The following is a 26,344-nucleotide window of genomic DNA, read 5'->3' on the forward strand; positions in this document are numbered from 1 at the left end:
GGATGCGCTGCAGCAGGTGGTGCTCGGCGTCGTCCCTAGTGACGTAGCGCTGCTCGATCCACGGCCACGCGCCGACGATCGTGAACAGCACGCCCGGGACGACCACTCCCGGCAGGAACGGCTCGGGGATGGTGATGCCGAAGACGGTGAACTCCCACGCCGGCCACAGGCGCAGGAGACCCTCCAACCAGCCGATGTACCAGTCTGGCTGCGCGGGCGCGAACACCGCGAACGGTTCGTAGGGTCCGTAGAGCCACACCGGGTTGATCTCGAAGAGGCCGCCGAGCAGGGCGAGCACGGCGATGACGAACGCGAACAGCGACAACGACACCATCGCCTGCGTGGGGAAGAGCGGTTCGCCGACGACGTTCCTCTCGGTGCGGCGGGGTCCGGGCTTCTGGGTGTGGCGCTGACGGAACAGGATCACGAGGTGTGCCGTGAGCACCGCCACGAGTCCGGCGGGGATCAGCAGGACGTGCATGATGTGGAGGCGTCCGAGCACGTCCGTGCCGGGGAACTCTCCGCCGAGGGTGATGAATCCGAGCAGCGGCCCCAGCAGGGGGATGGACAGCAGCACCGAGTACGCGATGCGCAGGCCCGTGCCCGAGAGCAGGTCGTCGGGCAGCGAGTAGCCGGTGAAGCCCGCTCCCAGCGCCAGGATCAGCAGCACCACCCCGATGACCCAGTTCAGTTCGCGCGGCTTGCGGAACGCCCCGGTGAAGAACACCCGCAGCATGTGCAGCACGATGGCGCCGATGAAGACCAGCGCCGCCCAGTGGTGGATCTGGCGCATCACGAGTCCGGCGCGCACCTCGAACGACAGGCGCATCGTCGAGTCGAACGCGGCGGAGACTTCGGCGCCCTGGAGCGGGACGTACGGGCCGTCGTAGACCACGGTCCGGGAATCCGGGGTGTAGAACAGCGCTAGGAACGTCCCCGTGAAGAGCAGCACCACCAGCGCGAACAGCGCGACCTCACCGAGCAGGAACGTCCAGTGCGACGGGAAGGCCTTGCGCAGGTACTTGCTGCTCGCACCGGCCAGCCGCAGGCGGTCATCGAACCAGCGGGCGAGGGCGTCGACCGGGCTCGTCACGCATCACTCCCGGGCCGATCGCTCATGTTCCAGAAGGCGGGCCCGACCGGACCCTCGAAGTCGCCGAGCGAGATCAGGAAGCCGTCGTCGTCGGTCCCGAGGGGGAGCTGTGGCAGCGGCCGACCCGCCGGTCCCGACCGCACCCGGGCACCCTCGTTGACGTCGAAGGTCGACTGGTGGCACGGGCACAGCAGCTCGCCGACGGCAGCTCGGTAGAGCCCCACAGGGCAGCCGGCGTGCGTGCAGATCTTGGAGTAGACGACGAGCTGCTCGACCGTCGGCGGCGATCCCTCGGGTAGCGCCATGCGTTCGGCACGCAGGCCGATCAGCACCGCCTGCGAATCGGCACGTTGCTCGGGGGTCGTCGCCGACTCGGGGAAGACGGTGACGATCTCGTCGGCGACGACGTCGGCCGCCCGGATCCGCTCGCCTTCGGCCGTGACGAGGTGCTCGCCCTCGCGCCAGCTGGTCCTGAAGAGTTCGCTCTCCGGCCCCGGGCCCAGCGACCGGAACGGCAGGAGCAGCGCGAGCCCCAGCGAGGTCCCGGCTCCGGCCAACAAGCGCACGAGGAAGCGGCGGCGTGGCGAGCGCGACTGTCCAGCCGAGCCGCCGTAGACCTTGACGAACTCGGCCCGCTCCTCGGCGGTGCTGTGGAGCGGTGGTCGGTCCTCGACGAGTTCGGGCTCGGGGAGCAGCACCTTCGCCCAGATCCCCAGGCCCACCCCGATCCCACCGAACGCGACGAACAGCAGGGCGCCCTCGCCCTGCGTGTGGCCGCCGCTCAGGTAGACGACGAACAGGCCGATCGCGGCCGCGATCGCGACGAGGAACGCGGCCGCAGCGCCCCGTGCCGCACGGTCCTCGCGCTCACGCTGCTGCGCCCGATCAACCGTCGTGCTCACCGACACCTCCCTCCTCCGTGCGTTCGCCGAGCAGGTAGATGACGATCAGCAGCAGACCCAGACCGAGGATCCACGCCACCGCGCCCTCGAACACCGGACCGCTCCGACCGACGTGCGCCCCGCCTGGAGTAGCGCGGTCACGCAGGTCGAGCACCCAGGCGACGACCGAGTCGAGGTCGTGCTGGTCGTACACGTCCTCGCTGAAGACCGGCATGACCCCGGGGCCGGTACGGACCGCCTCGGCGATCTCGAGGGCGGTCGCCTCGTCGAGATCCGGGGCGATGTCCCGCTGCCCCACCGCGATCCCGGCGGCCGTAGGACCGTGGCACGCCGCGCAGTTGTGCGTGAACAGCTCGCGGCCACGAGAGAGGTCGCCCGCCGCCGGGTCCACCGCGGGGATCGGAGGCCCGGGGTCATCGCTCAGCCCCGTGATGTAGGCGATCAGGTCCTCGCGCTGCTCGTCGGTGACCTTCGGCGCCTCGTGGGTCATGCGCGCGTCCGGGTGCGGCAACGGCATCCGTCCCGTGCGCAGCATGAAGTCGACCGAGGCCGCGCCGACGCCGACGAGCGGAGGACCCGTACCCTCGATCCCGCGCCCCATCTCCCCGTGGCACAGAGCGCACTGCGCCGCGTACAGGTCCTGACCCCGCGGGTTGGTCTGGCCCTCCTGGCCGGCACCCGCCGATGCCTCGAGCACGACCGCGACGGTCAGGACCCCCAACACGACCGCGCTGCGACGGAGGAGGCGCGAGGGCACGGCGTTCGCCACCGACGAGATCCTGCGTTCGGGGGGTCAGCCACGTTAGTGCAGGTGAGCGCAAGTACGGTGACGGCCGTGCCTCTCTCGACGCGTATATCGACGACGGGTCAACGTGGAGTCACCGTGATGTCGTTGGCCTTGACCGTCGCGGCCACCTCGCTACCAGGATGTAGGTCGAGGTCGCGGGCGGCAGCGTGCGTCAGGGCAGCGATCAGTGGCGGTCGGGTGTCGAGCCGGACGAGGACGGCATCGGCCGTGTCGAGCAGCGCGACGACCCGGCCGACGAGGACGTTGCGTGCGGACGAGCCCGTCGGGGGAGCGGGGTGGAGCGCGACCGCGGCGGGGCGTATGGTCGCGGCAGCCGGGCCGCTGGGCGTCCCATCGGGAACCGTCAGTCGTCCCCAGTCGCCGATCAGCTCGTGTCCGTCGACCGTCCCATCGAGGACGGTCGCGCCGGCGACGCGGGCGACGTAGGTGGAGGCGGGAGCGGCGGCTAGCTCGGCTGGCGTACCCACCTGGGTGACGCGACCGGCTTCGATGACGACGAGACGGTCGGCTAGGGCATGGGCATCTTCGGGTTGGTGTGATGCCACGACCACGTGGCCGCCCAGATCGGCGTACCTGCGGATGGCGCGCCGGACGGCGGCCGCACCCGCGGCATCCTGTGCCGCAGTCGGCTCATCGAGCAGAGCCAACGAGGCGGCGAACAGGGCGCGCGCGACCGCCACGCGCTGGGCCTCGCCCACGGACAGCTCGTCAGCACGACGACGATCGTCGGGGTCTATCCCGAGCGTGACCAGGAGTGCGGCCACGTCGTCGGGCCCTCCCAGCGGCGAACAGCCACGAGCGAACCGCGCCACCTGCTCTCGCGGTCGCAGGCGCGGCAGCAGCCCGCCGCGCTGTGGTGACCAGCCGACTGGCGGGAGCAGCAGCGTCGGGCCGATGTGGCCGAGCAACGCGGCGAAAGTGGCCGACTTCCCCGCCCCGTTCGGCCCCACCAGCGCGGTCACGGGCGCCGTGCGTGGCTCCAGCGTGACGTCGAGGTCGAGCTGGCCCACCCGCGCACGTATCCGTACCGCTGCATCGCTCACGAGATCCTGCCCCGCAGGCGTCGCGCGGCGACGAGGACCAGACCGGCGACCAGCAGCTGCAGGAGCGCGGCTGCGGCAGCCTGTCGGGGCTGGTCCTGTAGCTCGTTGAAGACCTCCAGCGGCAGCGTGCGGGTGGAGCCCGGGAGCGAGCCGGCGAAGGTCAGGGTGGCGCCGAACTCACCGGCGGCGCGACCCCACCCGAGCGCGGCCCCCAGCAGGATCGCGCTGCGCAGCGACGGTAACGTGGCCCAGCGGAAGCGCTCCCACGCGCTCGCTCCGAGCGCGTCGGCAGCGAGCTCTGCGGTCGGGTCGGTCGATGCGAGACCGGCTCGGACCGCCAGGACGACCAGCGGCAGCGCGACCGACGCCTGGGCGATCACCACCGCGGCCGAGGTGAAGGTCAGCCGCAGCCCGGCGGCGTCGAGCGCACCTCCGAGCAGGCCGTTGCGCCCGAACGCCAGGAGCAGCCCCAGCCCCACCACGACCGGTGGGACGACCAGGGGGAGCTCGCTGACCAGCCCGGCGACCGTCGCCCAGCCGCCCCGCGCCCTCTCGGCGACGTAGGCGAGCGCGACACCGGTCGCTACCGCCAGGACCGTCGCGATCGTGCTCGTCCACGCCGTCAGCCACAGAGCCTGCTGGACTGCATTGCTGCCGACGGCGGCTCCGAGGTTGCTTACGCCTCCTGCGATGGCGAGGGCGAGCAGGGGCGCGAGCAGGAGCCCCGCACCGAGAGCGGCGGTCGTGCGGACCGCCAAGGGTGGGGCGAGGGCCCTCACCGCTTGGCAGCAACCCCGGCCGCGGCCGCGTCCATGAACCGCAGTAGCTCCATCGGCAGCGGGAAGATCAGCGTCGAGTTCTTCTCGGCGGCGACCTCCGCCATCGTCGACAGCACCCGCAACTGCATCGCGCCGGGGCTCGTCGCCATCTCGGTGGCCGCCTCGGCGAGACGGGTAGCCGCCTCGTACTCGCCTTGGGCGTGGATCACCTTGGCGCGGCGCTCGCGCTCGGCCTCCGCCTGGCGCGCCATCGCCCGACGCATGGACTCGGGCAGGTCCACGTCCTTCACCTCGACCAGGGTGACCTTGACGCCCCACGGGTTGGTGAGCTCGTCGATGATCTGCTGCAGCCGATCGTTGATCTCGTCGCGGTTGATCAGCAGGTCGTCGAGCTCGACCTGGCCGAGGATGCTCCGCAGCGTGGTCTGGGCCACCTGGGACGTGCCGAACAGGTAGTTCTGGATCTGGATGACGGCCTTCACCGGGTCGACCACGTTGAAGTAGGTCACCGCGTTGACCCTGACGGTGACGTTGTCCTTGGTGATGACGTCCTGCGGCGGGATGTCCATCGTGACGGTCTGCAGGTTGACCTTGATCATCTTGTCGATGATCGGGACGATCAGGAATAGGCCGGGCCCCTTCGCGCCGACGACCCGGCCGAGTCGCAGGATCACGCCCCGCTCGTACTCCTTCACGATGCGGACCGCTGCGATGAGGATCATGAGCAGGACGACTGCGGCGATGCCGAGACCGACGATCACGGTTGCTCCTTAGCTATGGGTTGGGTGTCCGAGGGGTCGATCGACCCCAGTGGTTCGACGATCAGGTCGAGCCCGTCGCGGTCCGTGACGCGGACGACCTCGCCGGGGGTCAGCGGCAGGCCGCTGCGCCGGCGCAGACGCCACCACGTCCCGTCGATCCGCGCGCGGCCGACGCCGGCCTCGCTGCGTTCGACGGTGATCTCGTGCCCCAGGTACAGGTCGCCGGGCGCGACGGACGGGGCGTTGCGCAGACGCCACGCCATGCGGCCGATCAGCACGACGAGGGCGGCCGTCACGACGGCGACGGGGACGAGGACGCCGAGATCGACGCCGATGCCGGTGGGGCGCTGGAAGAGGAACAACCCACCGAGGATGAGCGCGATAGTGCCTCCACCGCCCATCACACCGACACCGGGCACGAACAGTTCGGAGATGAACAACACCGCGGCCAGGACCAGCAGTGCGGCGCCAGCGAGGTTCACGGGCAGGACGGAGAGGGAGAAGAACGCCAGGATCAGCAGGATGACGCCCGCGATGCCGCCAGCGCCGACACCCGGGTTGGCGACCTCGTAGATGATCGCCAGGGTCCCCAGCGAGATGAAGATGAAAGCGAGGTTGGGGTCCGCGAGGCGCTGCAGCAACCGCCGCACGCCCGACAGCTCCGCCGGGACGAGTCCGGCATCGGCCGTCCGCAGCGTCACCTCGCCGTCGGCGAGTTCGATCGTCAGCCCGTCGATCGCCTCGAGCAACTCCTCGGTCGTGGCGGCGATAAGGTCGATCGCGCCGATCTCCAACGCTTCATCGGCCGTGATGGACCTGCCGTCGCGCACCGCGTCGACGGCGAACTCGACGTTGCGGCCGCGCTCCTCGGCGATGGCCTCGGCGTACGCCGCAGCGTTGTTCACGATCTTGTCGCCGACCTCCCCGCCCTCGAGATCGACGGGCGTGGCGGCGCCGATCGTCGTCGCCGGTGCCATGGCGGCGATGTGAGCGGCCAGCGTGATGAACGTGCCTGCCGAGCCCGCATCGGCTCCGCGCGGGGCCACGTGGACCACCACCGGGATCTCTGCCGCCAGGAACGTCTGCACGATCGAGCGCATCGAGGTCACGAGCCCGCCCGGCGTGTCGAGCGTGACGATGAGTGCCTCGTGTCCCTCGGCGGCAGCGCTCGCGACGGTGTCGCGGAGGTGGTCGTCGATGACCGGCGTGATGACTCCGGACACGGTCGTCGTGGCGACGGTGGGTCCGGCCTGGAACGCGGCAGCGAGGGTTGCGGCGCTGACGGCCAGCCAGAGCGAGAGCACGCCGACCGCCAGGGCTACGCGACGCCCCCGGCCCATGTCGTCTCCTCCTCCACGTTGAGCCTAATGGGGCTTGAACCCGTGTTCCTCCCAGATCGAGGCAGCCGCGTCGGACCGCAGGAAGCGCACCAGGTCCTCGCCCCGCGCGGTGAGCGCTTGGGCCGTGTAGACGACCTCGATCTGCCCCGGTTCGGGCCACGCGAGGATGCGGAGCGAGGGATCGGCCGCGACGGCACGCAGCGAGTCGGTCTCGTAGACGATGGCCGCATCGGCTTCCCCTGCGACCAGCTTGGCGACGACGAGCCGGGCCGAGTCCTCCAGCGAGCGCGCGTTGGCGAGGATCCCGGCGGCGCTGGTACCACGCTCCAGCATCGCGGCTCGTTCCAGCCGATCGAGGCCCGTACGGGTGTAGCGCCCGAGCGGGACCCCGGCATCTGCCAGGACGAGCCGGACATCCCTGCTGGCGAGGTCTGCGATCGACCCCACATCCGAGCCGGCGGCGACCAGTACGGACAGCCCGGTCTTGGCCACGGTGACCGGAGGGGGAGCGAGCGCCGCCCGGGCCAGGCGCTGCGCGATGTCGGGGTCGGCGAGCAGTACCGCCTCCGCGCTCGCCCCGGCCTCGATCTGCGCGGCCAGAACCTGCGAGCCAGCCTCGGAGACGCGCCCCCGTGCGTCCCAGGCGCGCGTGAGCTCGTCGGCGACCCCTGCTAACGACGAGGCCACCAGCACCGTCGGACTGGACGGGCCGCATGCAGCGAAAAGCGCCAGGATCACGATCGGAGCCAGGAGACGTGGCACGATGTCGTCCAACGACGGGGGAACGGAGCGCATCATCGGTGACGGCGGCCCCCAAGCGGTAACCGGTCCCGCGGTGCTCCAGGACGCTGGCGAGGAGCTGCGGTGACGGTGCTGCCGTTCGACGACGCGGAGTGGCTCCGCAGCGTCCTCGATCACCTCGACGAGGCGGTCCTGGTCATCGCTCGTGACGGCCAGTTGCTCTGGGCCAACGCCGCCGCCCGCGACCTGCTGTCGGGGCGCGAGAGCGCCGCCGTCGGCTCGTTGCTCCCCGAGGGCTGGCAGGTCATCGACACCGACGGCCAGCCGGTACCGCTCGACGAGCTTCCGGCAGTGAGAACGCTGCGAACCGGTGAGGCCATCACGCGGCGCACGCTCGGGGCGCTGGAGGGTGGCAAGCCGCGATGGTTCGACGTGTCCACGCGGCCTCTACTCGGCGAGGGCGGAGACGTCGCGGCCGTGGTCGTCTCCGTCGCGGACGTGAGCGCGCGACAGGAAGCCGAGGCGGAGCTGTGGTACCGCCTCGCGTACGAGGACCTGGTCGCGGGTGTGTCGCGCGCGTTCATCAGCGTCGAGCCGGAGGAGATCGACGATCGCGTCGACCGGGCGCTGGCGGACGTCGGCGAGTTCCTCGAGGTCCTGCACGTCGCTGCGTTCGAACACGATCTGCGAGCCGGGGCGCTCGTGCTCAGCCACGAGTGGTCCGCGGACCCGGCCCGGTTGCGGATCGCGACGCGCATCGACCTCGACGACACCCCCAACCTGCGCGAAGCGCTCCTGGACCTCGAGCCGTTCGTCGCCATCGACACGAGGCAGCTGCCCGACCTCGAACGCACGCTGCTCGAGGGTGAGTCGGTCGCGGTCGTTCCCGTCCCCTCCGGCCTCCGGCTCGGCGCTTGCATGCTCGCCCAACGTCCCGCAGGCGAGTCCTGGTCGGTCGATGCCATCCGGCTCCTGCGAGGCGTCGGCGAGCTCATCGCGACGGTCGTGCAGCGCAGGCAGGCGGCGGAGCTAACGGACGCCGTGTACAGCCGCCTCCAGCGTTCGAACGAGGACCTCGAGCACCTCAACCGCGAGCTCATCCGCGCCAACCAGGCGAAGGACGAGTTCCTGTCGGTGGCGTCCCACGAGCTGCGCTCGCCCCTGGTCTCGATCACCGGTTTCACCGAGACGCTGCAGAAGCGCTGGGCCTCCCTGACCGACGACGAGCGACACCGCTACATCGAGGTCGTCGGACGCCAGGCGCAGCGGTTGCACCACCTCGTCGAGGAGCTCCTGGAGACCTCACGCATCTCGTCCGGTCACGTACGGGTGACGCCCGAGCTCCACAGTGCGTTGGACTTCGTCAGCGAGCTGCTGGACGAGGTGCGTGACCCCGGGACCGAGGTTCGCGGTGACGCCTCCGTGCGCTTCGAGGCGGATCCGGACCACGTGCGCCGCATGATCGCCAACCTCGTTGAGAACGCACGCAAGTACGGCGCCCCGCCCATACGGGTCACGATCGGTGCGGAGGATGAGTTCGTGACCATCGAGGTCCGTGATCACGGAGCGGGCGTCCCGGAGCGCTTCGTCCCGAGACTGTTCGAGCGGTTCGCACGCGCCGAGGAGGACCCTGACACAACCGGCACGGGCTTGGGGCTGTCCATCGTGCGTGACCTGGCCGTGCTCAACGGGGGAGGTATCACCTACGAACGGGCCGACCCGGGAGCGGCGTTCACGGTCCGACTGCCGCGAGGATGACCGCCCGCGACGCCTCGGGACCCGATGCGTCCGCGCGGTTGCACGACCGCACCGTCCGCGTGCTCCATCCGGACGGGTCGGTCGAGGCCTCGTCGGACTTCCCCGGCTCGCTCGCGCCACCGCGCGGACGACCGCTCTACCGCACGATGCGGCTGACCCGAGCGGTCGATGACGAGGCCGTCACGCTCCAGCGACAGGGCGAGCTCGGGACCTACTCGCCGTGCCGCGGCCAGGAAGCGGCACAGATCGGCAGCGCCGCCGCCCTGGACGAGATGGACTGGGTCTTCCCGTCCTACCGCGAGACCGGCGCTGCCCTGCTCCGCGGCATCCCGCCCGCCTCGTGGCTGCAACGCGCGCGTGGGACCTGGCTGTCGGGCTACGACCCGCACGCTCACCGCTTCGGCCTGATAACCATCCCCATCGCGACCCAGACGCTGCACGCCGTCGGGTACGCGATGGGAGCGAGACGGGCCAGCTCGGACATCGTCGTCATGACCTACCTCGGCGATGGCGCGACCTCCGAGGGCGATACGCACGAGGCGATGAACTTCGCCGCGGTCGAGCGGGCCGCGGTGGTGTTCGTCGTCCAGAACAACGGTTGGGCGATCTCGGTGCCGACGCACCGGCAGACCCGGGCCCCGACCCTCGCCCACCGCGCCCTCGGCTACGGCATGCCGGGCGTCCGCGTCGACGGCAACGATCTCCTCGCCTGCTACGCGGTCGCGCGGTGGGCCGTCGAACGGGCACGTGCTGGCGAGGGACCCGCCCTGATCGAAGCCGTCACGTACCGTCTGGGACCGCACACGACCTCCGACGACCCCACTCGGTACCGCTCCGAGGACGACGTCGCGGCGTGGGAGGCGCTGGACCCGCTCGTGCGCGTCGAGACGTGGCTCCGTGCCGCCGGCGCGTGGACCGACGAGGACGAGACCGCCATGGCCGAGGCGGAGCGAGCCGTAGCCGCCGACGTCCGTGCGGAGCTCCTCGCCACGCCCCGTCCCGAGCCGGTGGAGCTGTTCGAGCACGTCTACGTCAGCCAGACGTCCGAGCTCCGGCGTCAGCGACATGCGTTGGAGCGGGGACTTCGCGCCGGCTCGTGAGCCACGCGCCCGCGATCACGACGGCGGTGCCGACGAGCGAGATGACGGCGACCGCCTCGTCGCGGAACACGATCCCCAGCACGATGGCCACGATCGGGACGAAGTAGATCGCCACCGAGCCTCGCGGCCCGCCGACGCGCCCGACGAGCACCGTCATCGCAACGAACGCGAGTCCGGTCCCGAGGGTGCCCAGGGGCACCATCGCGATCGCACTGGCGGTGTCCCAGCTGGAGTACGGCAGCCCGAACAGCCCGGCGGGCACCACGACCACGAGTGCGGCCAGCTGGGCACGCAGCAGGACCGGCAGGGCCCCGTACCGCTGCTGCAGCGGCACCGCCACGTTGGCTGCGAGGCCGTACAGCACGATGGCGATCAGGACCAGGCCGGTCCCCAGCGCCGTTGCTTCGGCACCGCGCAGGCCGGGCAGGGAGATCAGCACGATCCCGAGGAAGCCGATGACGATCCCCGCCACCTGCCGTGCGGGAGGGAGGCGCCGCAGCATCAAGGTCGCGATCGCCGCGGTCGCGATGGGCATGCCGCCGTTGAGCATCCCGGCCAGGGCGGAGTCGATCCACTGCTGCGCTACCGGGAACAGCGTCAACGGGATGGCGATCCAGATGAGTCCCAGGAAGGCGATCCGGAGCCGGTCCTCGGCGTCGACCGGTCGTCGAGCGCGGGGGACCAGCGCCAGCGTCGCGGCGCCCAGTCCCACCCGCGCCATGGTGACCACGGTCGGGTGGAACGCGTCGAGGCCGATCTCCATGAACAGGAAGGACGAGCCCCAGATGCTGGCGATCGCTGCGAGCAGACCCCACTCCCGGGTGCCGAAGGCATCGAGGTTGGTGCCGGCCGACGTCGTGATGAGACGTGACCTGGCGGTCGAGGCAGGGCCGGACACGGAGGACTCCTCGGTGGCTACTCGGCGACAACAGCGTTGGAGGGGCGTGCTGTTCCCCGTCACACCGTCACGGTGTCAACCGCGCGGTAGCAGTACCAGGCGGCGATCGAGCGGTACGGGCGGAAGCGGTCGCCGAGGGTAGCGAGCACCTTCGGAGCGGGAAGGTCGTCGAGGCCGTAGGCGATGGCGTAGCCCTTGCGGACGCCGAGGTCGTCGACCGGCCACACATCGGGACGACGCAGCTGGAACATCAGGAACATCTCGGCCGTCCACCGGCCGATGCCCCGGACCTGGACCAGCCGTTCGATGATGTCCTCGTCCGGCAGACGGCTGATGCGCGCCAGCGGGATGGACCCGTCGCTCGTCTTCAGGGCGAGATCACGGATCGCGGCGAGCTTGTTCCGTGACAGGCCCGCGCCCCGTAGCTGCTCCTCGTCGGCTCCCAGGATCGCCTCGGCGGTGACCCGTCCACCCAACACGTCCTTGGTCCGACCCCAGATCGTGCGCGCTGCCGCGCCGGCGAGCTGCTGATACACGATCGCGCGGGCGAGCGCTTCGAGGTGGCTGGCTCGACGTCGGCCCAGTCGGACGGGTCCGTGGGCACGCACGAGCAGCCGCATCACGGGATCCCGCCGAGCCAACTCGGCGGACGCCCGGTCACGTTGCACGTCGTCCACGCAGCGAACCCTACGGGTAGGGTCGAGGTGATCATCAACCGAGGAGCACCGTGCCGAACCTGCGCGCGTGGATCCTGAGGCGCCTCGCGCGACGTCTCCGCATCGGCGAGGACATCCTCAGCCACCTGTCGTCGTTCCAACGGCTCGGTGAGCACCTCGAGATCGCCTCGCCGCAGGAGATGCTGCCGGTCGGGGCGAGGACGGTCGTGCGGGCGTTGCGGTCGCGTGCCGCCCCCGAGATCCGCCCCGACTGGCTCTGGCCCTACTGGCTGGAGCGTCAACACGATCCGACCTCGCCGGCGTTCATCCCGCGCGGACACCTCGCGTTCACCCAGAACCTCACGCAGCGGAACTGGACCGCCGTCGGCAACATCGCCTCCCCCTGGGAGGCGATCGTCGACCCCCGAGGGCTGGTGACTCCCTGGTACGACGGGTGGTCGCTCGACTGGTGGGTCGACGACGACGGCTGGCGCTTCCCCAGCCGTGAGGACGGCGTCACCCAGGAACTGCTCTCCGGGACGCCCGTGACCCTCACGACGCTGCCGCTGCGCGATGGGGCGCTGGTGCAGCGTGTCTCGGCCCAGGTCCACGACGGCGAGTGGGTCGCCGTGGAGCTGGAGAACGCGTCAACGCGTGGCCGCTCCGTCGCCGTCGCCCTGCGGCCCTACAACCCCGAGGGCCTCGCGGTCGTCACGGCGATCGCCGTCGAGGGGCGCCACGTCCTGCTGACGCGCGACACCCTGGCGATGGTCCTGCCGCGTGAGCCGGAGCGCGTCGCGCTCTCCACCTTCCACCAGGGCGACAGCCGTCACGTGCTAGAGCAGGGGCTGGCACGCGGGGCCGGGCGGCTGGCAGTCCACGACCCTGCTGGGCTGGCGCAGGCCGCGTTCGTCTACGACCTCGAGCCGGGCGAGGTGCTGCGGGTCGCGATCCCCCTCGTCCCGGGCATCGAGCAGGCCTCGGCCCGCAGCCTGCGTGAACGCGTCCAGCCGGTCCGCGTCACGCCCCCCGTCCTGCGGCCCGCAGCCGAGGTCGCCGCCGGATGGTCCACGCCGCTGCGGAGGGGTATGCAGGTCGACCTTCCCGACGAGCGACTCCAACGGGCGGTCGACGCCAACCGAGCCCACCTTCTGGTGCTCCACGATCCCGGGGCCATCACGCCGGGTCCCTTCACCTACCACCGCTTCTGGTTCCGCGACGCTGCGTACATGCTGCTGGCGCTGGACCGGTGGGGCTTCCACGAGGAGGCCGCCGACGTGCTCGATACGTTCCCCGCCCGCCAACGGGGCGACGGCTTCTTCTACAGCCAGTGGCGCGAGTGGGACGCCAACGGCGCGGCCATCTTCGCGCTGGCCGAGCATCACCGTCTGACCGGCGACGAGACGATCCTGCGCCGCACCGCACGGTCGGTGGCACGCGGCGGCCGGTGGATCGAACGCATGCGCCTCCGTGGACGCGGCGTCGCCCCGGAGGTCGAGGGTCTGCTGCCCGCTGGGATATCGGCGGAGCACCTGGGTCCGTTCGACTACTACTACTGGGACGACTTCTGGTCGCTGCGCGGGCTGATCGATGCGGCGTACGTGGCGCGGGTGATCGGGGACGAGCGCGTCGCGGACGACTTCGACCGCGCGGCTGCCTCGTTGCGCGCCGACACGCTCGCGTCCATCGAACGGGCCGCCAAGAGGCTCGGCCAGCACCTGATCACCGCCGGGCCCACGCGGGCCATCGATCCGGGGATCATCGGCTCGCTCGTCGCGTGCGAGCCGTTGCGCCTGCTCGAGGCCGACGATCCGCTCATCGATGGCACGCTCGAGGTCGTGCGGGATCGGTTCACGCTCGGCCCGGCCTTCTACCAGGGCATCAGCCACACCGGCCTGGGCACCTACCTGACGATCCAGCTCGCGCTGTGCGAGCTCGAGCAGGGCGATCCCCGTGCCTGGGAGCGGCTGCGCTGGCTGCTCGACGCGGCGACGCCGACATTCACCTGGCCCGAGGCCATCCACCCCCAGCTCGACGGCGGCTGCATGGGCGACGGCCACCACGGCTGGGCCGCTGCCGAGTTCCTCACGTTCGTGCGTCAGGTCCTGGTCCGGGAGGGACGCGACGTGGCGCTGCACCTCCTCGGCGTGCTACCCGACGAGTGGCGCGGCCACGACCTCGCGGTGCGGAAGGCACCGACCCACCACGGGGCGCTGTCCTACGAGCTGCGCTGGGACGGTGACGTTCCCGTGCTGTCGTGGGAGGCCGAGCGCCCCGGCGTACGCCTCCGGGCGCCCTCGCTCGATCCCGCATGGACGACGACGGAGCAACGGGGCGAGGTCAAGCTGCCGAGCCCGGACTGAGCCGACTCGGACGGGATCTCAGCTCGCGAGGAAGTCAGCCAAGGCGCTCTCGACCGCAACGTCCACGACCGCCGGGCCGCCGAGCACGACGATGCGCCGGGGACGGATACGGTCGAGCTGCGCGGACACGTCCGCCGGGATGGCATCGCCCGGCACCAGCACGATCGGTCCGACCGCCAGGACCGCTGGGGGCGTCCCGGTCAGCGCATCGGGGAAGTTGGCGCCGGTGGCGACGTACACCACCGCGGTGTCGGCGGCGAACGTCGCGGCGACTCCGGCCGCCGTGGCGTAGCGGTCGGTGCCTTCCAGCCGGGTGACGCTGCCGGTGGTGAACGCTCCGAGGCGGCTCTGGACCGCGTCAGACACGGCTGCTGTCCCGCCGAGGATCACGATCCGGCCGGGGCGCAGCCGGTCGAGCTCCGCCGCCACCACGTCAGGGATGTCGTCCCCCGTCACGAGCAAGATCGGGCCGCCGTCGCGTCCCGCAGCCGCTGCCCCCGCGAGGGCGTCCGGGAAGTTCGCGCCGGTCGCCACGTAGGCCACCGGGACACCCGGCTGGAACGCGCTCGCGGACACCTCGACGGCGGTCTCGTAGCGGTTGCTGCCCTGCAGTCGCGTGACCACACCCGAGGCGAAGCCCACGAGCTGTCGCTCGACGCCCGGGGAGACCGCAGCGTCGCCCCCGAGCACGACGATGTTCGTGGGACCCAGGCGTCGCAGCTCGGTCGCGGTCGCCTCCGGGACCGCGTCGGTCGTGACGAGCAGGATCGGCGCGTCTGCACGACCGGCGACCGGTCCGGCGGCCAGGGCATCGGGGAAGTTGATGCCGGTAGCCACGTAGACCGTGCTCGCACCGTCAGGGAAGCTGTCCGCGGGGACCCTCGCAGCGGTCTCGTACCGGTTCAGCCCCGCCAACCGGGCGACCTCGCGCACGATCGACTCCAGCGTCGTCGCGGTGGTCGCGAGCACATCCGACACGTTGCCCGCAGCATCGGCCGCGCGGATGGTGAAGGTGTAGGTCGTGCCGTCACCGAGTCCGGCGAGCGTCGCTGACGTCTCGCTCGCCGGCACCTCCGTGGTGGTCGCGGTGGCGTCGACCGTGGAAGCTACGACCTCGTACCGATCGACGGCGATGTTGTCGGTGGCTGCCTGCCATGCGAGCGTCACGTGATCGTTGCCGACGTCGATCGCTTCGAGCTTCGCGCCGGCCGGGAACGTCGGGGCGGTGGCGTCCACCGTCGTGACATCGCGGCTGAGTGCGCTCGACACGTTGCCCGCGTCGTCCAGTGCGACCACGGTGAACGTGTACGCCGTCGCCTCATCGAGGCCGCTCACCGCGTGACTGGTCTGCCCCACCGTCTTGGTGGCGATGAGCAGGCCATCCTGGTGCACGTGGTAGGCGGTCACGGCCACGTTGTCGTCGGCTTCTGGCCAGCTGAGTACGAGACCTGTCGTCGTGACGTCGGTCGCCGCGAGCTTCGATCCTCCTGAGAACGTCGGGGCGAGCGTGTCGAGGGTCTCGACGAGCACCTCGAGAGGCCCCGAGGTGTTGCCGCCCGCATCGGCTGCCACGACCTCGAACGTGTAGGAGGTCGCCGGGGTGAGTCCGGTCGCCTCGTAGGTGGTGGTCGCGCCGCTCACCGTCGCGATCTGCGTGCCGTTGCGACGGATGCGGTACTCGTCGACGCCGACATCGTCCGTCGCCGGTGTCCACTGGAGAGTGGTGGCGGTGCCGGTCGTTCCGCTCGCCGTGAGTGCGGCTCCGACGGGGAACTCCGGAGGTACGCCGTCGATGATCTCGCAGGTGTAGATCTCGATGTCATCGAGGAACCACCCGTAGCTGCCCACGGCGCTGTCGGTGCCGATACGCCACCGGAGCGACACGTCCTGGCTGGCCAGAGCGGACAGGTCGACCACGGAGGCGGTGTACCCACCGCTCGTGCCGACGAACGCCGGGGCGCCCGCCAGCGGGTTGCCGAAGCCGGTGTCGATGGTGCCGTTGTAGCCCTGGGCGACGAACGACCCACCCAGGTCGGCCCACGTCTCGCCTCTATCGATGGAGTACTGGACGATGCCGCCATCGAAGTCAGGGGCCTGGAACTCCCACGCGTGGGCGAAGCGCAGGTACGCGTCGGCCGGCACCGAGATCGGCGTGATGGTGTAGAGGTCCCAGGTGCCCGTGACCGCGACGTTGTCGCCCCAGAAATGCAGGTCCCCACTGGTGGCGTAGAAGTCTCCGTAGTACCAGCGACTATCCGGGCCCGCCGGTGACACCCCCCAGTCGTCGATGTCCGTCTCCGCGTCCTCCTGGTAAACGAACGCCGGCGCCGACCCCGTCACGCAGTAGGGGGCCTCCAGCGTCGTGGGGCCCGCAGGCTCCATGCGCATCTCGGTCGCTGCTACGGCATCCGCGACCTCGACGCAGTCGCTGACGGTGATGCCGTGTTGGTCGACCAGCGTGTCGCAGGCCTGCTCGAGTGCGTCCGCAAGTCCTGGGTAGTCGGTGGCGGAGGTCAGGAGAGAGGTCTGCGCCTCATAGTAGATCTGCAGTGTCTTCGCAGCTCCCAGCCCCGTGATGGTCCGACCGTTGAACGTGTCACCGTCGACCAACAGGTAGATGGCCTTGTTGTTCACGCCGCTGTTGGTGTGGACGCCGCCGTTGTCCCATGCGTCGGGGTCGGTCCGGTCCGTGAACGTGTGGTAGTTGGCATGCCCGATGCGATCCGGCTGCATGCCGAGCGGTGGGTCCGCCATGTCACGGATCGCACCGATGGCCGAGTCCTCGCCGACGAGCCACCGGTTGCCAGGCGTGTCGTCGCCATCGTCGGTCTCGAGGTCGTACAGCTCGCCGTAGAGGTCGGACAGCGACTCGTTGATGGCCCCCGACTGGTAGTAGTAGAAGAGGTTGGCCGTGAACTGGGTCAGGCCATGCGCGAGCTCGTGCCCAACGATGTCGTCGGCGGCGAGCCCGGTTCCGTAGTACATCTCGGCGCCGGTCCAGAAGGCGTTGAGGTAGGGGCAATCGGGATCGGCGGTGAAGTCGTAACACCAGCGCACCGTCGATCGCAGCTCCAGGCCTGCGTCGTTCAGCGAGTCGCGGCCGAAGTGGGCGAAGAGGAAGTCGTACACTCCGCCGGCGTGGTCGTGGGCCGAGTTCACGTCGGCATGCCCGGTCGCAGGGTCGCCCTCGCCACGGACGAACAGCCCGCTCGCGGCGGTGCAGCTCGGCAGGGGATCGCCAGGGTCTCGTTCAACGTCGGCGTTGTCGCACGTGTAGCGCTGCTTCACGGCATGCACGAGCGAGAAGTGCACCACGATGCCGCCCCGGTGTGCATCGACCAGGACGTACTCTCGCAACGAGGGATCCACCGTCGAGGCCACTTCGGTGCGCCACACCAGCCGCGTGGTGGGTAGTCCCGGGCCGCCGAAGAGAGCCCGGTCGAACACCGCCAGCTCCGGCGCGCTGGCCTCGAGCGTGTCGGCGGCGACGTCGGCGTACTTCGCAACTGCGGCCCTGGCGGTCGCCGTCGCGGCGTCAGCCGGGACGGCGGCCGTCACGTCGACGTCGGTTTCCGGCAGGATCTCGCCGGCGACGGACACGATCCGGTTGGCGGCGTCGGTGCGCACGACGAGCTCACCGCCGAGGATGGGGATGCCGTCGAGGGTCTGGTCGAAGCGCACGGCGCTCCCACCGACGTGCGTCAGCGCCGCGGTCGCACGGTGATCGAGGTCCTGGTCCGCGTCCTCCATCCCGAAGGCGCGCTGGTGACGGCGCAGGAACGCACGGGCAGCGACCTCCGGAGCATCCGACGCCCCGACCCCCGCCGGCCGGCCGAGGGTGTTGCCCGGCGCGGCGCCGACGAGACGTGCGAACCCCGTCGTCTCGTGGGCGACGAGACGGACCGGAGCCGAGGACGTGACGCGAAGCGCTGCCGCGTCCTCCATCGCCATGCCCCGGCCGGGATCGGCTGCGGCTGCTGGTGACCCCTCGAGCGTGACCGCGAGCTGGGCGGCAAGCGCCACCACCAGCAGGACAGCACGGAAGGAGGTGATCTCTCTGGACACGAACGACCCGCTCGTTGCGTTCCGGCGCCCGCCCCGCCGATGTACCGAAGTGTCGAAGGTACCTGACGCTGAGAGGTCGCGCGCATACGGCCGGCGACGGCCCGACCGGGCCGCCCGTCCGGGCGGACAGGGTCACTCGGTACCCCCCGAACGATGGGATCGCCGGATGTGTTCGGAACCTCGGGCGCGACAGGGTGGAGGCATCCAACCGAGAGAGGCACGGCGTGAGCTTGGGACTGTTCGTACTCAGGGTCGTGGTCGGCGCGTTGTTCATCGGCCACGGCAGCCAGAAGCTGTTCGGCTGGTTCGGGGGGCCTGGCCCCGAGGGCGCGGGGCAGTTCTTCGACAGCCTCGGGTACCGCGAGAGCCAGAAGATGGCCCGGCTCGCCGGCGCGACCGAGGCGGGTGCCGGCGTGCTCCTCGTGCTCGGCCTGTTCACGCCCCTGGCTGCTGCCGCGATCGTGGGTGCGATGCTCAACGCCGCCGTCGCCGCGCACCGAGAGAACGGACTGTGGAACTCCGATGGCGGCTACGAGTACCCGCTGGTGCTGGCGACCGCGGCCACCGCTCTGGCCTTCGTCGGCCCAGGAGCTGCCTCGCTCGACAACGCGCTCGGTCTGAGCCTGGTCGGGCTGTCGTGGGGCTTCACGGCCCTGCTGCTCGGGCTGGTGGTGGGTGCTGCGACCCTGGCGATGCGCAACGACGAGGTGGTCGAGCCGGCAGGGGTCTCCGAGGAGGAGGACCAGCGACAGGCTGCGTGACGCCGGGGCTGCTCCGTCGCTACGTCCCGCCAAGCCCGAACCTGTCGCGCACGGGGCGGACGAGGGCGTAGCTGACGTAGGACCAGACCGCGGTCGTGAGCATCCCCACCTTCCGCAACGTGCCGACCGCACGGGAGACCTCGTCCTTCTCCTCCTTGGTGCGGTGCCACAGGCCCTCGCACACGAACGCGGTGGTCGGTAGATCGCGCTCGTTGCACAGCGAGTTGAGCGCGGCCTCCACCTTGTACCCGCGGATGTCGTCCGCGCTGAGCTGCTCGAACAGCGCGCGTCGCATCGCACGTTGACCGGTCAGCTTGGGCAGGACGTTGAGGAAGACGGCGTTCAACTCGTCACCGCGGTCGAACAGCCCCATGGACATCGCGACCTCGCCGGAGGCGACCGGGGCGACGAGCGAGTCGACGTGCTCGGGGGTCAGGCCCAACAGGTCCGCGTCGAGAAAGACGATGAGGTCGGCATGGGTCGCGGACGCCCCGGCCGCCATCGCCTGTCCCTTGCCCTTCGTGGCGCAGTCGACGACGCGAGCGCCCCGCCGACGCGCGATGTCGCCGGTCTCGTCCCAGGAGGCGTTGTCGACGACGATCACCTCGTCGACCCGTGTCGCACGCCGTGCCACGTCGACCACGTCACCGACGGTCGCCGCCTCGTTGTGCGCTGCGATGATGGCAGCCGTCGTCACCTCCGCGTCCTCCTGGTGTCCGCGCCCTTCGCCTGGCCCCTCACGGTACCGGCCGACGTGAGCCGCCCCGCGGTCCGACCCCGTTCGGTCAGTCGGTCCAGGCACCTTCCCAGCCGTCGAGGTAGCAGGGCCGCTCGCCGCAGATCTCGATCACGTGTCCGTCCGGGCTGAGGAACGCCGCGATCGACGCCAACCCGTAGACGGTCTCTGACGCGTCCGGGCCGTGGGGATCGACGCCGTCACGGTTGGGCACGTTGTCGACGGGGGGTGGCGTCGTCCCGCGGGTGCGGCCGTCCTCGTCGCGCAGTGGGCCGATGTCGGCAACCACCATCGCCGAGCCGACGTAGGGATACTCCTCGATCCGCTCCAGACCCCAGTAAGCGTTGTCGCCGGCGGGGTGCCGGCCCGGGTCGATGGCCGGGGCGCGCAGCCGCGCCCCGACGGTACGAGCCATCACGTCCGATGCCCAGTTGGTGACCTGGTGATCCCCGAACGCCACGTTGAGGTAGACCTCGTGCGGCGGGGTGTTGGCGTAGGGATCGTCGGTCATGTGGTGGGCGTAGCCGTTGGACTCGGCCCGGTCCCACAGCGTCTGGATGAGCGAGAGCAGCAGCGGCCGCTCGAGCTCGTCGGGGTAGGCGCTGTACATCACGACCGCGTAGGTGTCGAAGTCGATGCTGCGGCGCAGCAACGTCGAGTAGTTCATCGCCGGTACGCCGAGGTGGGCACGGGTGAAGTCGGGAGCCACCGCGGTGAGCGAGCCGCCCATGATCCCGCCCTGGCTGCCGCCGTTGTAGTACAGCCGGCTGGTGTCGATGACCGAGTCACCGTCGACCTGGAACGCTTCGTGGCTGGAGAAGCCGTCCGGGTGGATCATCGCGCGGCCCAGGAACAGGAAGTTCAGCATCCCCTGCTGACCGCGGTCGGCGAGCGAGGGGAACTGGTTGAGGTCGGCCAGGATCGCCAGCGCGTTGGCGATGTCCTCGGTCGACATCCCCGACCAGTCGGTGGCGCAGAACATCAGTCCCTCGTCGTGCAGCTCGTACAGCTTCCAGGTGTTCACCTGGCTGCCGGAGCCGAGCAGCCCGTGCCCGTACAGCGAGGGGCGGTACGTCTTGCCCTCTGCCGCCCCCGCCGGGACGTTGCACGTGAACGGCGCCGCCGCGACGTTGCCGGGGATGCGCAGCGGCGTGTTGTCGTCGAGCCCGGCGAACGCGAACCGTGACCCGGGCACGCAGCCCGGCGCGTCGAGGTAGCAGGGGACGATGACCCGACCCTCGACGCGGCGGAGCACACGCGGGTCGAGCTCCTCCTCGTCGCAGTCGACCGGCGGGACGTCGAACTCGACCCGGCACGGCAGGCTCTGGGTGATCTCGTCGACGACGAACGTCGGGGCGGCACCGGCCACCTCGAGGTCGGCGAGGTTGCTGTCGCCGAGCTGCGCGAACGCGTCGTCACGGATGTGCAGCATCCGCTCCGCGAGGTTGCGTTCCGACGCCACCGTGAAGTCCCAGGCGAGATAGAGCTCCTCTCGCTCGATGCCGGCCTCCTCGAGGACGGTGAAGATGCTCTCGAAGCGCTCGGCACGCGCCCCGTCTGCCGTCCCGTCGCGGAACGCGGCGAAGGCGTCCTGCGCTGCCAGCTCCTCGCCGTCGGCGCCCCGCAGGTTGCGCAGCGCGACGATGTAGCGGGCGCCCTCGTCGAAGTTGACGGCGGGGCGGATGAGCAGCGTGACGTCCTCGACGGAGGCGGGGTTCGCGTCGAGCTCGCTCCAGATGGGGTGACGCTCACCGGTGTCGGCGTTGATGACGACCACGGGCTGGTCGGCATAGGTGTAGGCCCCGAGGTCGAGCAGGCTCACGGGGTTGGTCGCTGCGAACGCCTCTGGCGTGTCGAGGCCCGGCACCCTCGTGACGATCAGCGCCCCGGGGCTGAAGCCGTCGTTGCGGTTGTACGGCTCGGGCCGGATGGGATCGCCTGCGATGTTGCGGGGCATCTGGCGCACGTCGAGCGCCAGTCGCCGCCCCGTGTCGGTGCCTTCGTCCTCGTCGGTGAAGTGGTCGTTGGGGAAGGGGTAGAGGCAGTGGCTGGGGTCGAGCGGGTCACAGCGCCCCGACGTCTCCGTGACGTCGTCGTCGATCGGCCCGACCGCGGCCGGGGCGGCCGCGACGAGCGTCGCGAGCGTGGCCAGCGCGGTGAGCAGCGTGAGCGGGCGTGCAGGCATCAGGGAGCGTTCTCCGGTCCGGGCGGTACTCCAGAGGGTTCGACGCCACGTCCGCCCGCTCCTCCCCGGGCAGGAGAGCGACCCTCGCGCGCCGAAGTCTCCCAGTCCGACCCGCACCCCTCCTCGAGGCGGACCGCCGATGCGCTGGAAGTTCACCCCTGTCGTCCTGCTCGCCGCCCTCGTGGCGTCGACGCTCGCGTTCGTGACTCCCGGTCCGGGGCCGGTCGCCGACGCTGCCGACCGCCCCGAGGTCGCGATCCCCGACGGCGTCGCCTACGCCGGTGTGGGGTCGCGCGACGTGTCGTGGCACCTCGGGGCGTCCGGGGGCCAGTTCGCGGACACGGAACCGCCTGTCCGCGAGGACTTCATCGACCCGCACGCCCACAGCGTGAAGAAGCGCCCCGCCGACGGCATCGCCTCCCGCATCCTCACCCGGGCACTGGTGGTCGAGGGCGCGGACGGCACGCGCGCCGCGGTCGTGGCCAACGACCTCTACCTCCCCAACGACTACCTGCTCCGGCGGACCGCGCAGCTCATCGCCGAACACGACCTGCTCGTGACCGCCGGAGTGAAGGACGGGCCGGTCACGGGCATCACCGGCGACAACCTCGCGATGACCGTCAGCCACAACCACAACTCGGCGTTCTACTCGACCCCGAGCTGGGGCACCTGGATCTTCCAGGACGTGGTCGACCTGCGCTTCTTCGACTACTACGCCCAGCGCATGGCCGACGCGGTCATCGAGGCGGCGAGCGACCTGCGTCCCGTCCGCATGGGCGCCGCCACGGTCCCGTTCAACGAGATCACCTCGCACACCTACGGTCCCAAGGTCGCCGACGACGGCACGCCAGCGGGCCAGCCCTACAGCCACACCACCGGCCAGCTCTCGGTCGTCCGTTTCGACGACGTCACCGACCCGGCCGACCCCCAGCCCTTCATCGCGTGGATCACCCTGGGTGTCCACCCGGAGTGGACCTGGGGCTACGACCTGTTCAACGGCGACATCACGCACGCCACGATGCGCGTCGTCGACCGCGAGCTGGGCGTCACCTCGGTGATGAGCCAGCGCGAGACCGGCTCCTCTGGTCCGCACAAGGACCGTCGGGTGCACGAGCCGGAGGACCGGCGCGAGTTCCAGGACAACGGCTTCGAGCAGCTGGACCGCGGGGCGCGCATCTGGGCCGACGCGGTCCACGAGGCGTGGGACGCGATCGAGACCACGCCTGACACCGAACCGTACGACCCTGCCGCACCGCGCCGCGACGGCCCCCCCATCGATGTGCTGGGGTTCGTCGAGGGCTTCACCGTCGACGTCGCCTCGTTCCGCTTCGCCCCGCCGAAGGGTCGCCCCGTCCCCGGCGTGAGCAACTGCAACACCGCGTCGCTGTTCCACGGCAACTGGCAGCTACCGGTGCTGGGGTTGCCGGACTGCGAGGACAACCCGTTCGGCCTGATGCCGGTGGGGCTCGACGAGGTCGGTGGCCAGGTCGTCGGCACCACACCGGTGGACGAGTACGCCCTGTACGAGCAGCTCAAGGCCGCCGGCGTTCCCATCCCCGAGTCGTACACCGCGACGAAGTTCGGTGCGGTGGAGGAGACCGCCGCGGTCCACATCATGGCGATGCGCTTCGGCGACCTCGGCGTGACCTTCTGTCCCTGCGAGCAGTTCACCGACACGGCGCTGAACACTCAGACGCGGCTCGACCGTGTCGACGACAACGTGTGGCACGGCTGGGACTGGACCACCCAGAAGACCCCGTCGGGGCGCGAGTGGTGCGTCGACAACGGCGACGGCACGTCCACGTGCGCCGACCCGCGCAACCCGGCGGCCGATCTGGCTCCGGTGCGCAGCATCGACGTGGATCGGATGCTGTCCCAGATCCGCAACGACGCCGATGGCTGGGAGGACGACGCCGCCCAGCTGTTCGGCGAGGCCGAGTCGGCCGACCCCGCCAGCATCTACGGCAACTTCGTCCACGAGGAGGCGACCGAGCACGGCTTCGGGATGGTCATCTCGGTCGGTATGGCCAACGACTACTTCGGCTACGTGCCCAACTACCGCGAGATGCGTGCGCACGACCACTACCGCAAGGCGCTCAACGGGTTGGGGCTGCACGGCGCCGACTACCTGGCCACGCGGATGGTGCGGGTCGCCGCATCCCTCAACGGCGGCCCAGAGGTGGAGCTGTCGCCCCACGACCTGGCATACCAGGCCGAGTCCGCTCGGGCGGAGGCCTTCGCCCGTTCCATGGGCGAGCTCGCCCGGGCGTACGTCACCAGCTACGACGCGCGCCTTCCGGCGGACGGCGGTCAGCCTCGAATCGTCACCGAGCCAGGGTCGATCGAACGCTTCGACGCGACCCACGTGAGCTGGGTCGGCGGCTCCAACTACGGCGACATCCCGAACGTCGTCGTGGAGCGCGAGGTCGCCCCCGACGTGTGGGAGCCGTACGCCGACATGCATGGCGAGCTCCCGGTGCGGCTCGACTTCCCCGCGCCTGCTGACCTGCCAGCCGTCGAGTCCGGCACGTTCGAGTGGGTGTGGACGGCCGCGTTCGAGGCGTTCAGCTCGGAGATGGTGCTGCCCGATGCGAGCGGGGCGCCGCAGCGTGCCACGCCGGCGGGGCGCTACCGGTTCGTCATCGATGGCACCCACCGCCCCGCACGGGGCGGCGGGGAGGTCGCCTACCAGCTCGAGTCACAGCCTTTCACGGTGTCGCCTTGGACCGGTATCACGACGTCGGTGACGACGTTGGCGAGCGGTGACGTGGAGGTCGTCGTGGGTCCGACGACCGCGCTCGAGACGGACGGCAACACGTACACGTTCGGGCCCATCGACTACCCCGATGGCTACGAGTCCCCCTTCGACATCCTCAACGGTGACAAGCGGCGCTTCACCTACGGGCTGTCCGACCCCGCACGTCACCAGTTCTACTGCTCGTTCTGCCGCTTCCGTGGCTGGGCCGACACCGGCGATGCGGCGGCGGTCGCTGTGACCGTCACGCGTGCCGACGGCACGACCGAGGTCGTGGATGGCGTGCGCGTCGAGTCCGGTCGGTTCGTCGCCGACGCGGATCTGAGCCCCGGTGACACCGCTGCAGCCCTGCCTGGCCAGGTCGTCGACGCGTACGGCAACACCAACGCCTGACCTCTCGCCCGTCGCCGCCGAGCGGGTCGGCGACGGGGCGCGGACGCCGCGTACGCTTGTCACGGGGCCCGTAGCTCAAGTGGTCAGAGCAGCGGACTCATAATCCGTTGGTTCCAGGTTCGAGCCCTGGCGGGCCCACCACCGAAACAGCCTTCTACGGGCTTTTAGAGGCAGTTTTCGGCCATTTGGCCGATCGGCGTCGAAGCGGGTTCGGACCCTTCGCACACCGTTCGCACACATCAGGATCACCCGGTGGCCGCGCTCGAGCGCGCCGCAGTCCACGGACCGCGTCTCATGCGTACGACGGCGGCCCAGGAGGCGGCATGTGTCCCAGCCGGGCGGCCCGAGGGTGGAACCAACGGAGAGGGCATTCGTTGTCGTCGGGCTCGCGGCTCGCCTCCTGGCAGAGCAGTCCTGGGAGGCATCCCCCGACGCATCGCTCCTATGGGCGTGCTGGGACGACGCTCGCGCGGCCGCGGCGTAGGGCGGGTCTCGGACTCGAGACACTCAAGACATGCCAGCGTCGGCCGCAGCGGAAGCACGAAGGCCGTCACTCGGACGGGTTTTCGTGTTGCCTACGGCGCCTCGGCCGAGGGCCAACGGTTTCGATGGGGGAAGGACGGTATCGCCCTGATGTTTCCTGGTGACAGGCGTTGGGCCTCGCGCTTAGCGTCTGCAGCACCGGGCCGGCTGACCCGATAACGCCCTGTCGACCCGCGAGGGTCTGGCTCATAGCGATGTGTCGCCGGTCCGGTGTTGCGCTGCGGTGTGGCTCAAGAGAGGCATGCCGGGAATCGGTCGGCATCAGGACTGTCCGCCGCGGCGTACTCACCGTCTCCACGACCAGGAGGTGAACCATGACGGTGATGATCGGGATCGACCCGCATAAGCGGACCCACACCGCGGTCGCGATCGACGAACGCGGCAAGACGCTGGATGAGCTGCGGCTGGTGGCTGACCGCAGCCAGGTCGCCAAGCTGCTGGCCTGGGCAGACCGATTCGACGAGCGTCACTGGGCGGTCGAGGGAGCCAACGGGCTGGGGCGGATGCTCGCGGTCGGTCTGGTGTCGGCCGGAGAGCACGTGATCGACGTCCCGGCGACGCTCTCGGCTCGGATCCGCACGCTGGGCGGAACCCCGCACAAGAGCGATGCTCACGACGCTCGCTCAACAGCGCTGGCTGGCCGTCACCGTGACGACCTGCGACC

The 26,344-nt window shown here is 70.5% G+C and carries 18 protein-coding genes, 1 tRNA gene and 1 pseudogene; 7 read left to right on the plus strand and 13 right to left on the minus strand.

All coding sequences use genetic code 11. The features are described from left to right. Positions 1–6 precede the first annotated feature (6 nt). From KY469_17415 to KY469_17450, 8 genes and pseudogenes are all read right to left on the minus strand, one after another. Positions 7–1,093 (minus strand): annotated as a pseudogene (locus tag KY469_17415) (cytochrome b). Beyond that, on the minus strand, positions 1,090–1,995 hold the full coding sequence (locus KY469_17420) for a ubiquinol-cytochrome c reductase iron-sulfur subunit (GenBank protein ID MBW3664881.1): 906 nt from the start codon (positions 1,993–1,995) through the stop codon (positions 1,090–1,092). The pseudogene KY469_17415 and the gene KY469_17420 overlap by 4 nt, the downstream one beginning before the upstream one ends. Beyond that, the gene (locus KY469_17425; protein MBW3664882.1) at positions 1,979–2,764 is read right to left on the minus strand and encodes a c-type cytochrome; all 786 of its coding nucleotides are present in this window, start codon (positions 2,762–2,764) and stop codon (positions 1,979–1,981) included. Before KY469_17425 ends, KY469_17420 begins: the two co-directional genes overlap by 17 nt. Positions 2,765–2,862: 98 nt before the next feature. Next, positions 2,863–3,846: an ATP-binding cassette domain-containing protein gene (locus KY469_17430; protein MBW3664883.1), complete on the minus strand. Its 984-nt coding sequence runs from the start codon at positions 3,844–3,846 to the stop codon at positions 2,863–2,865. After that, positions 3,843–4,604 carry an ABC transporter permease subunit gene (locus KY469_17435; protein MBW3664884.1) on the minus strand — a complete coding sequence of 254 codons (762 nt, stop codon included), beginning with the start codon at positions 4,602–4,604 and terminating at the stop codon, positions 3,843–3,845. The genes KY469_17430 and KY469_17435 overlap by 4 nt, the downstream gene beginning before the upstream one ends. 17 nt (positions 4,605–4,621) lie before the next feature. Beyond that, complete coding sequence (locus KY469_17440; GenBank protein MBW3664885.1) at positions 4,622–5,347, minus strand: slipin family protein; 726 nt, start codon at positions 5,345–5,347, stop codon at positions 4,622–4,624. Positions 5,348–5,382: 35 nt separating this feature from the next. Further along, positions 5,383–6,726, minus strand: coding sequence for an ATP-dependent Clp protease proteolytic subunit (locus tag KY469_17445; GenBank protein ID MBW3664886.1), 1,344 nt, complete (start codon positions 6,724–6,726; stop codon positions 5,383–5,385). A 24-nt stretch (positions 6,727–6,750) separates the two neighbouring features. Further along, positions 6,751–7,488, minus strand: coding sequence for a substrate-binding domain-containing protein (locus tag KY469_17450; protein ID MBW3664887.1), 738 nt, complete (start codon positions 7,486–7,488; stop codon positions 6,751–6,753). 102 nt (positions 7,489–7,590) lie between these two features. On the opposite strand from KY469_17450, the gene KY469_17455 reads away from it, so the two are divergent. Together KY469_17455 and pdhA are read left to right on the plus strand one after the other, a co-directional pair. Beyond that, complete coding sequence (locus tag KY469_17455; GenBank protein MBW3664888.1) at positions 7,591–9,225, plus strand: PAS domain-containing protein; 1,635 nt, start codon at positions 7,591–7,593, stop codon at positions 9,223–9,225. Further along, positions 9,222–10,325, plus strand: coding sequence for a pyruvate dehydrogenase (acetyl-transferring) E1 component subunit alpha (gene pdhA, locus KY469_17460; protein ID MBW3664889.1), 1,104 nt, complete (start codon positions 9,222–9,224; stop codon positions 10,323–10,325). The genes KY469_17455 and pdhA overlap by 4 nt, the downstream gene beginning before the upstream one ends. Here the strand turns inward: pdhA and KY469_17465 are convergent. Both KY469_17465 and KY469_17470 read right to left on the minus strand, forming a co-directional pair. Next, positions 10,258–11,223 (minus strand): DMT family transporter, encoded by a 966-nt coding sequence (locus KY469_17465; GenBank protein MBW3664890.1) that lies wholly within the window; start codon positions 11,221–11,223, stop codon positions 10,258–10,260. The genes pdhA and KY469_17465 overlap by 68 nt on opposite strands. 59 nt (positions 11,224–11,282) lie before the next feature. Beyond that, entirely contained in the window at positions 11,283–11,843 is a 561-nt protein-coding gene (locus KY469_17470) for a DNA-3-methyladenine glycosylase 2 family protein (protein MBW3664891.1), read from the minus strand. A 107-nt stretch (positions 11,844–11,950) separates the two neighbouring features. Here KY469_17470 and KY469_17475 point away from each other — a divergent pair, with 107 nt between their 5' ends. After that, entirely contained in the window at positions 11,951–14,242 is a 2,292-nt protein-coding gene (locus KY469_17475; protein MBW3664892.1) for a hypothetical protein, read from the plus strand. A gap of 18 nt (positions 14,243–14,260) precedes the next feature. On the opposite strand, the gene KY469_17480 is transcribed toward KY469_17475, so the two are convergent. Beyond that, positions 14,261–18,307 (minus strand): cell wall-binding repeat-containing protein, encoded by a 4,047-nt coding sequence (locus KY469_17480; GenBank protein MBW3664893.1) that lies wholly within the window; start codon positions 18,305–18,307, stop codon positions 14,261–14,263. Positions 18,308–18,531: 224 nt separating this feature from the next. On the opposite strand from KY469_17480, the gene KY469_17485 reads away from it, so the two are divergent. Continuing rightward, the gene (locus tag KY469_17485) at positions 18,532–19,068 is read left to right on the plus strand and encodes a DoxX family protein (protein MBW3664894.1); all 537 of its coding nucleotides are present in this window, start codon (positions 18,532–18,534) and stop codon (positions 19,066–19,068) included. 19 nt (positions 19,069–19,087) lie between these two features. Here KY469_17485 and KY469_17490 read toward each other — a convergent pair whose 3' ends face one another. Both KY469_17490 and KY469_17495 read right to left on the minus strand, forming a co-directional pair. Further along, positions 19,088–19,765 (minus strand): glycosyltransferase, encoded by a 678-nt coding sequence (locus tag KY469_17490; GenBank protein MBW3664895.1) that lies wholly within the window; start codon positions 19,763–19,765, stop codon positions 19,088–19,090. Positions 19,766–19,853: 88 nt separating this feature from the next. Next, on the minus strand, positions 19,854–21,989 hold the full coding sequence (locus KY469_17495) for a hypothetical protein (protein MBW3664896.1): 2,136 nt from the start codon (positions 21,987–21,989) through the stop codon (positions 19,854–19,856). 139 nt (positions 21,990–22,128) lie between these two features. Here KY469_17495 and KY469_17500 point away from each other — a divergent pair, with 139 nt between their 5' ends. The 3 genes from KY469_17500 to KY469_17510 all read left to right on the plus strand — a co-directional run. Beyond that, positions 22,129–25,137: a hypothetical protein gene (locus KY469_17500; protein ID MBW3664897.1), complete on the plus strand. Its 3,009-nt coding sequence runs from the start codon at positions 22,129–22,131 to the stop codon at positions 25,135–25,137. A 64-nt stretch (positions 25,138–25,201) separates the two neighbouring features. Beyond that, positions 25,202–25,278 (plus strand) — tRNA-Ile (locus KY469_17505). 716 nt (positions 25,279–25,994) lie between these two features. Further along, a partial coding sequence (locus tag KY469_17510) for an IS110 family transposase (GenBank protein MBW3664898.1) occupies positions 25,995–26,344 on the plus strand: 350 nt, incomplete at its 3' end.

The sequence above is a fragment of the Actinomycetota bacterium genome, assembly GCA_019347575.1.
Classification (GTDB): Bacteria; Actinomycetota; Nitriliruptoria; order Nitriliruptorales; family Nitriliruptoraceae; genus JAHWKY01.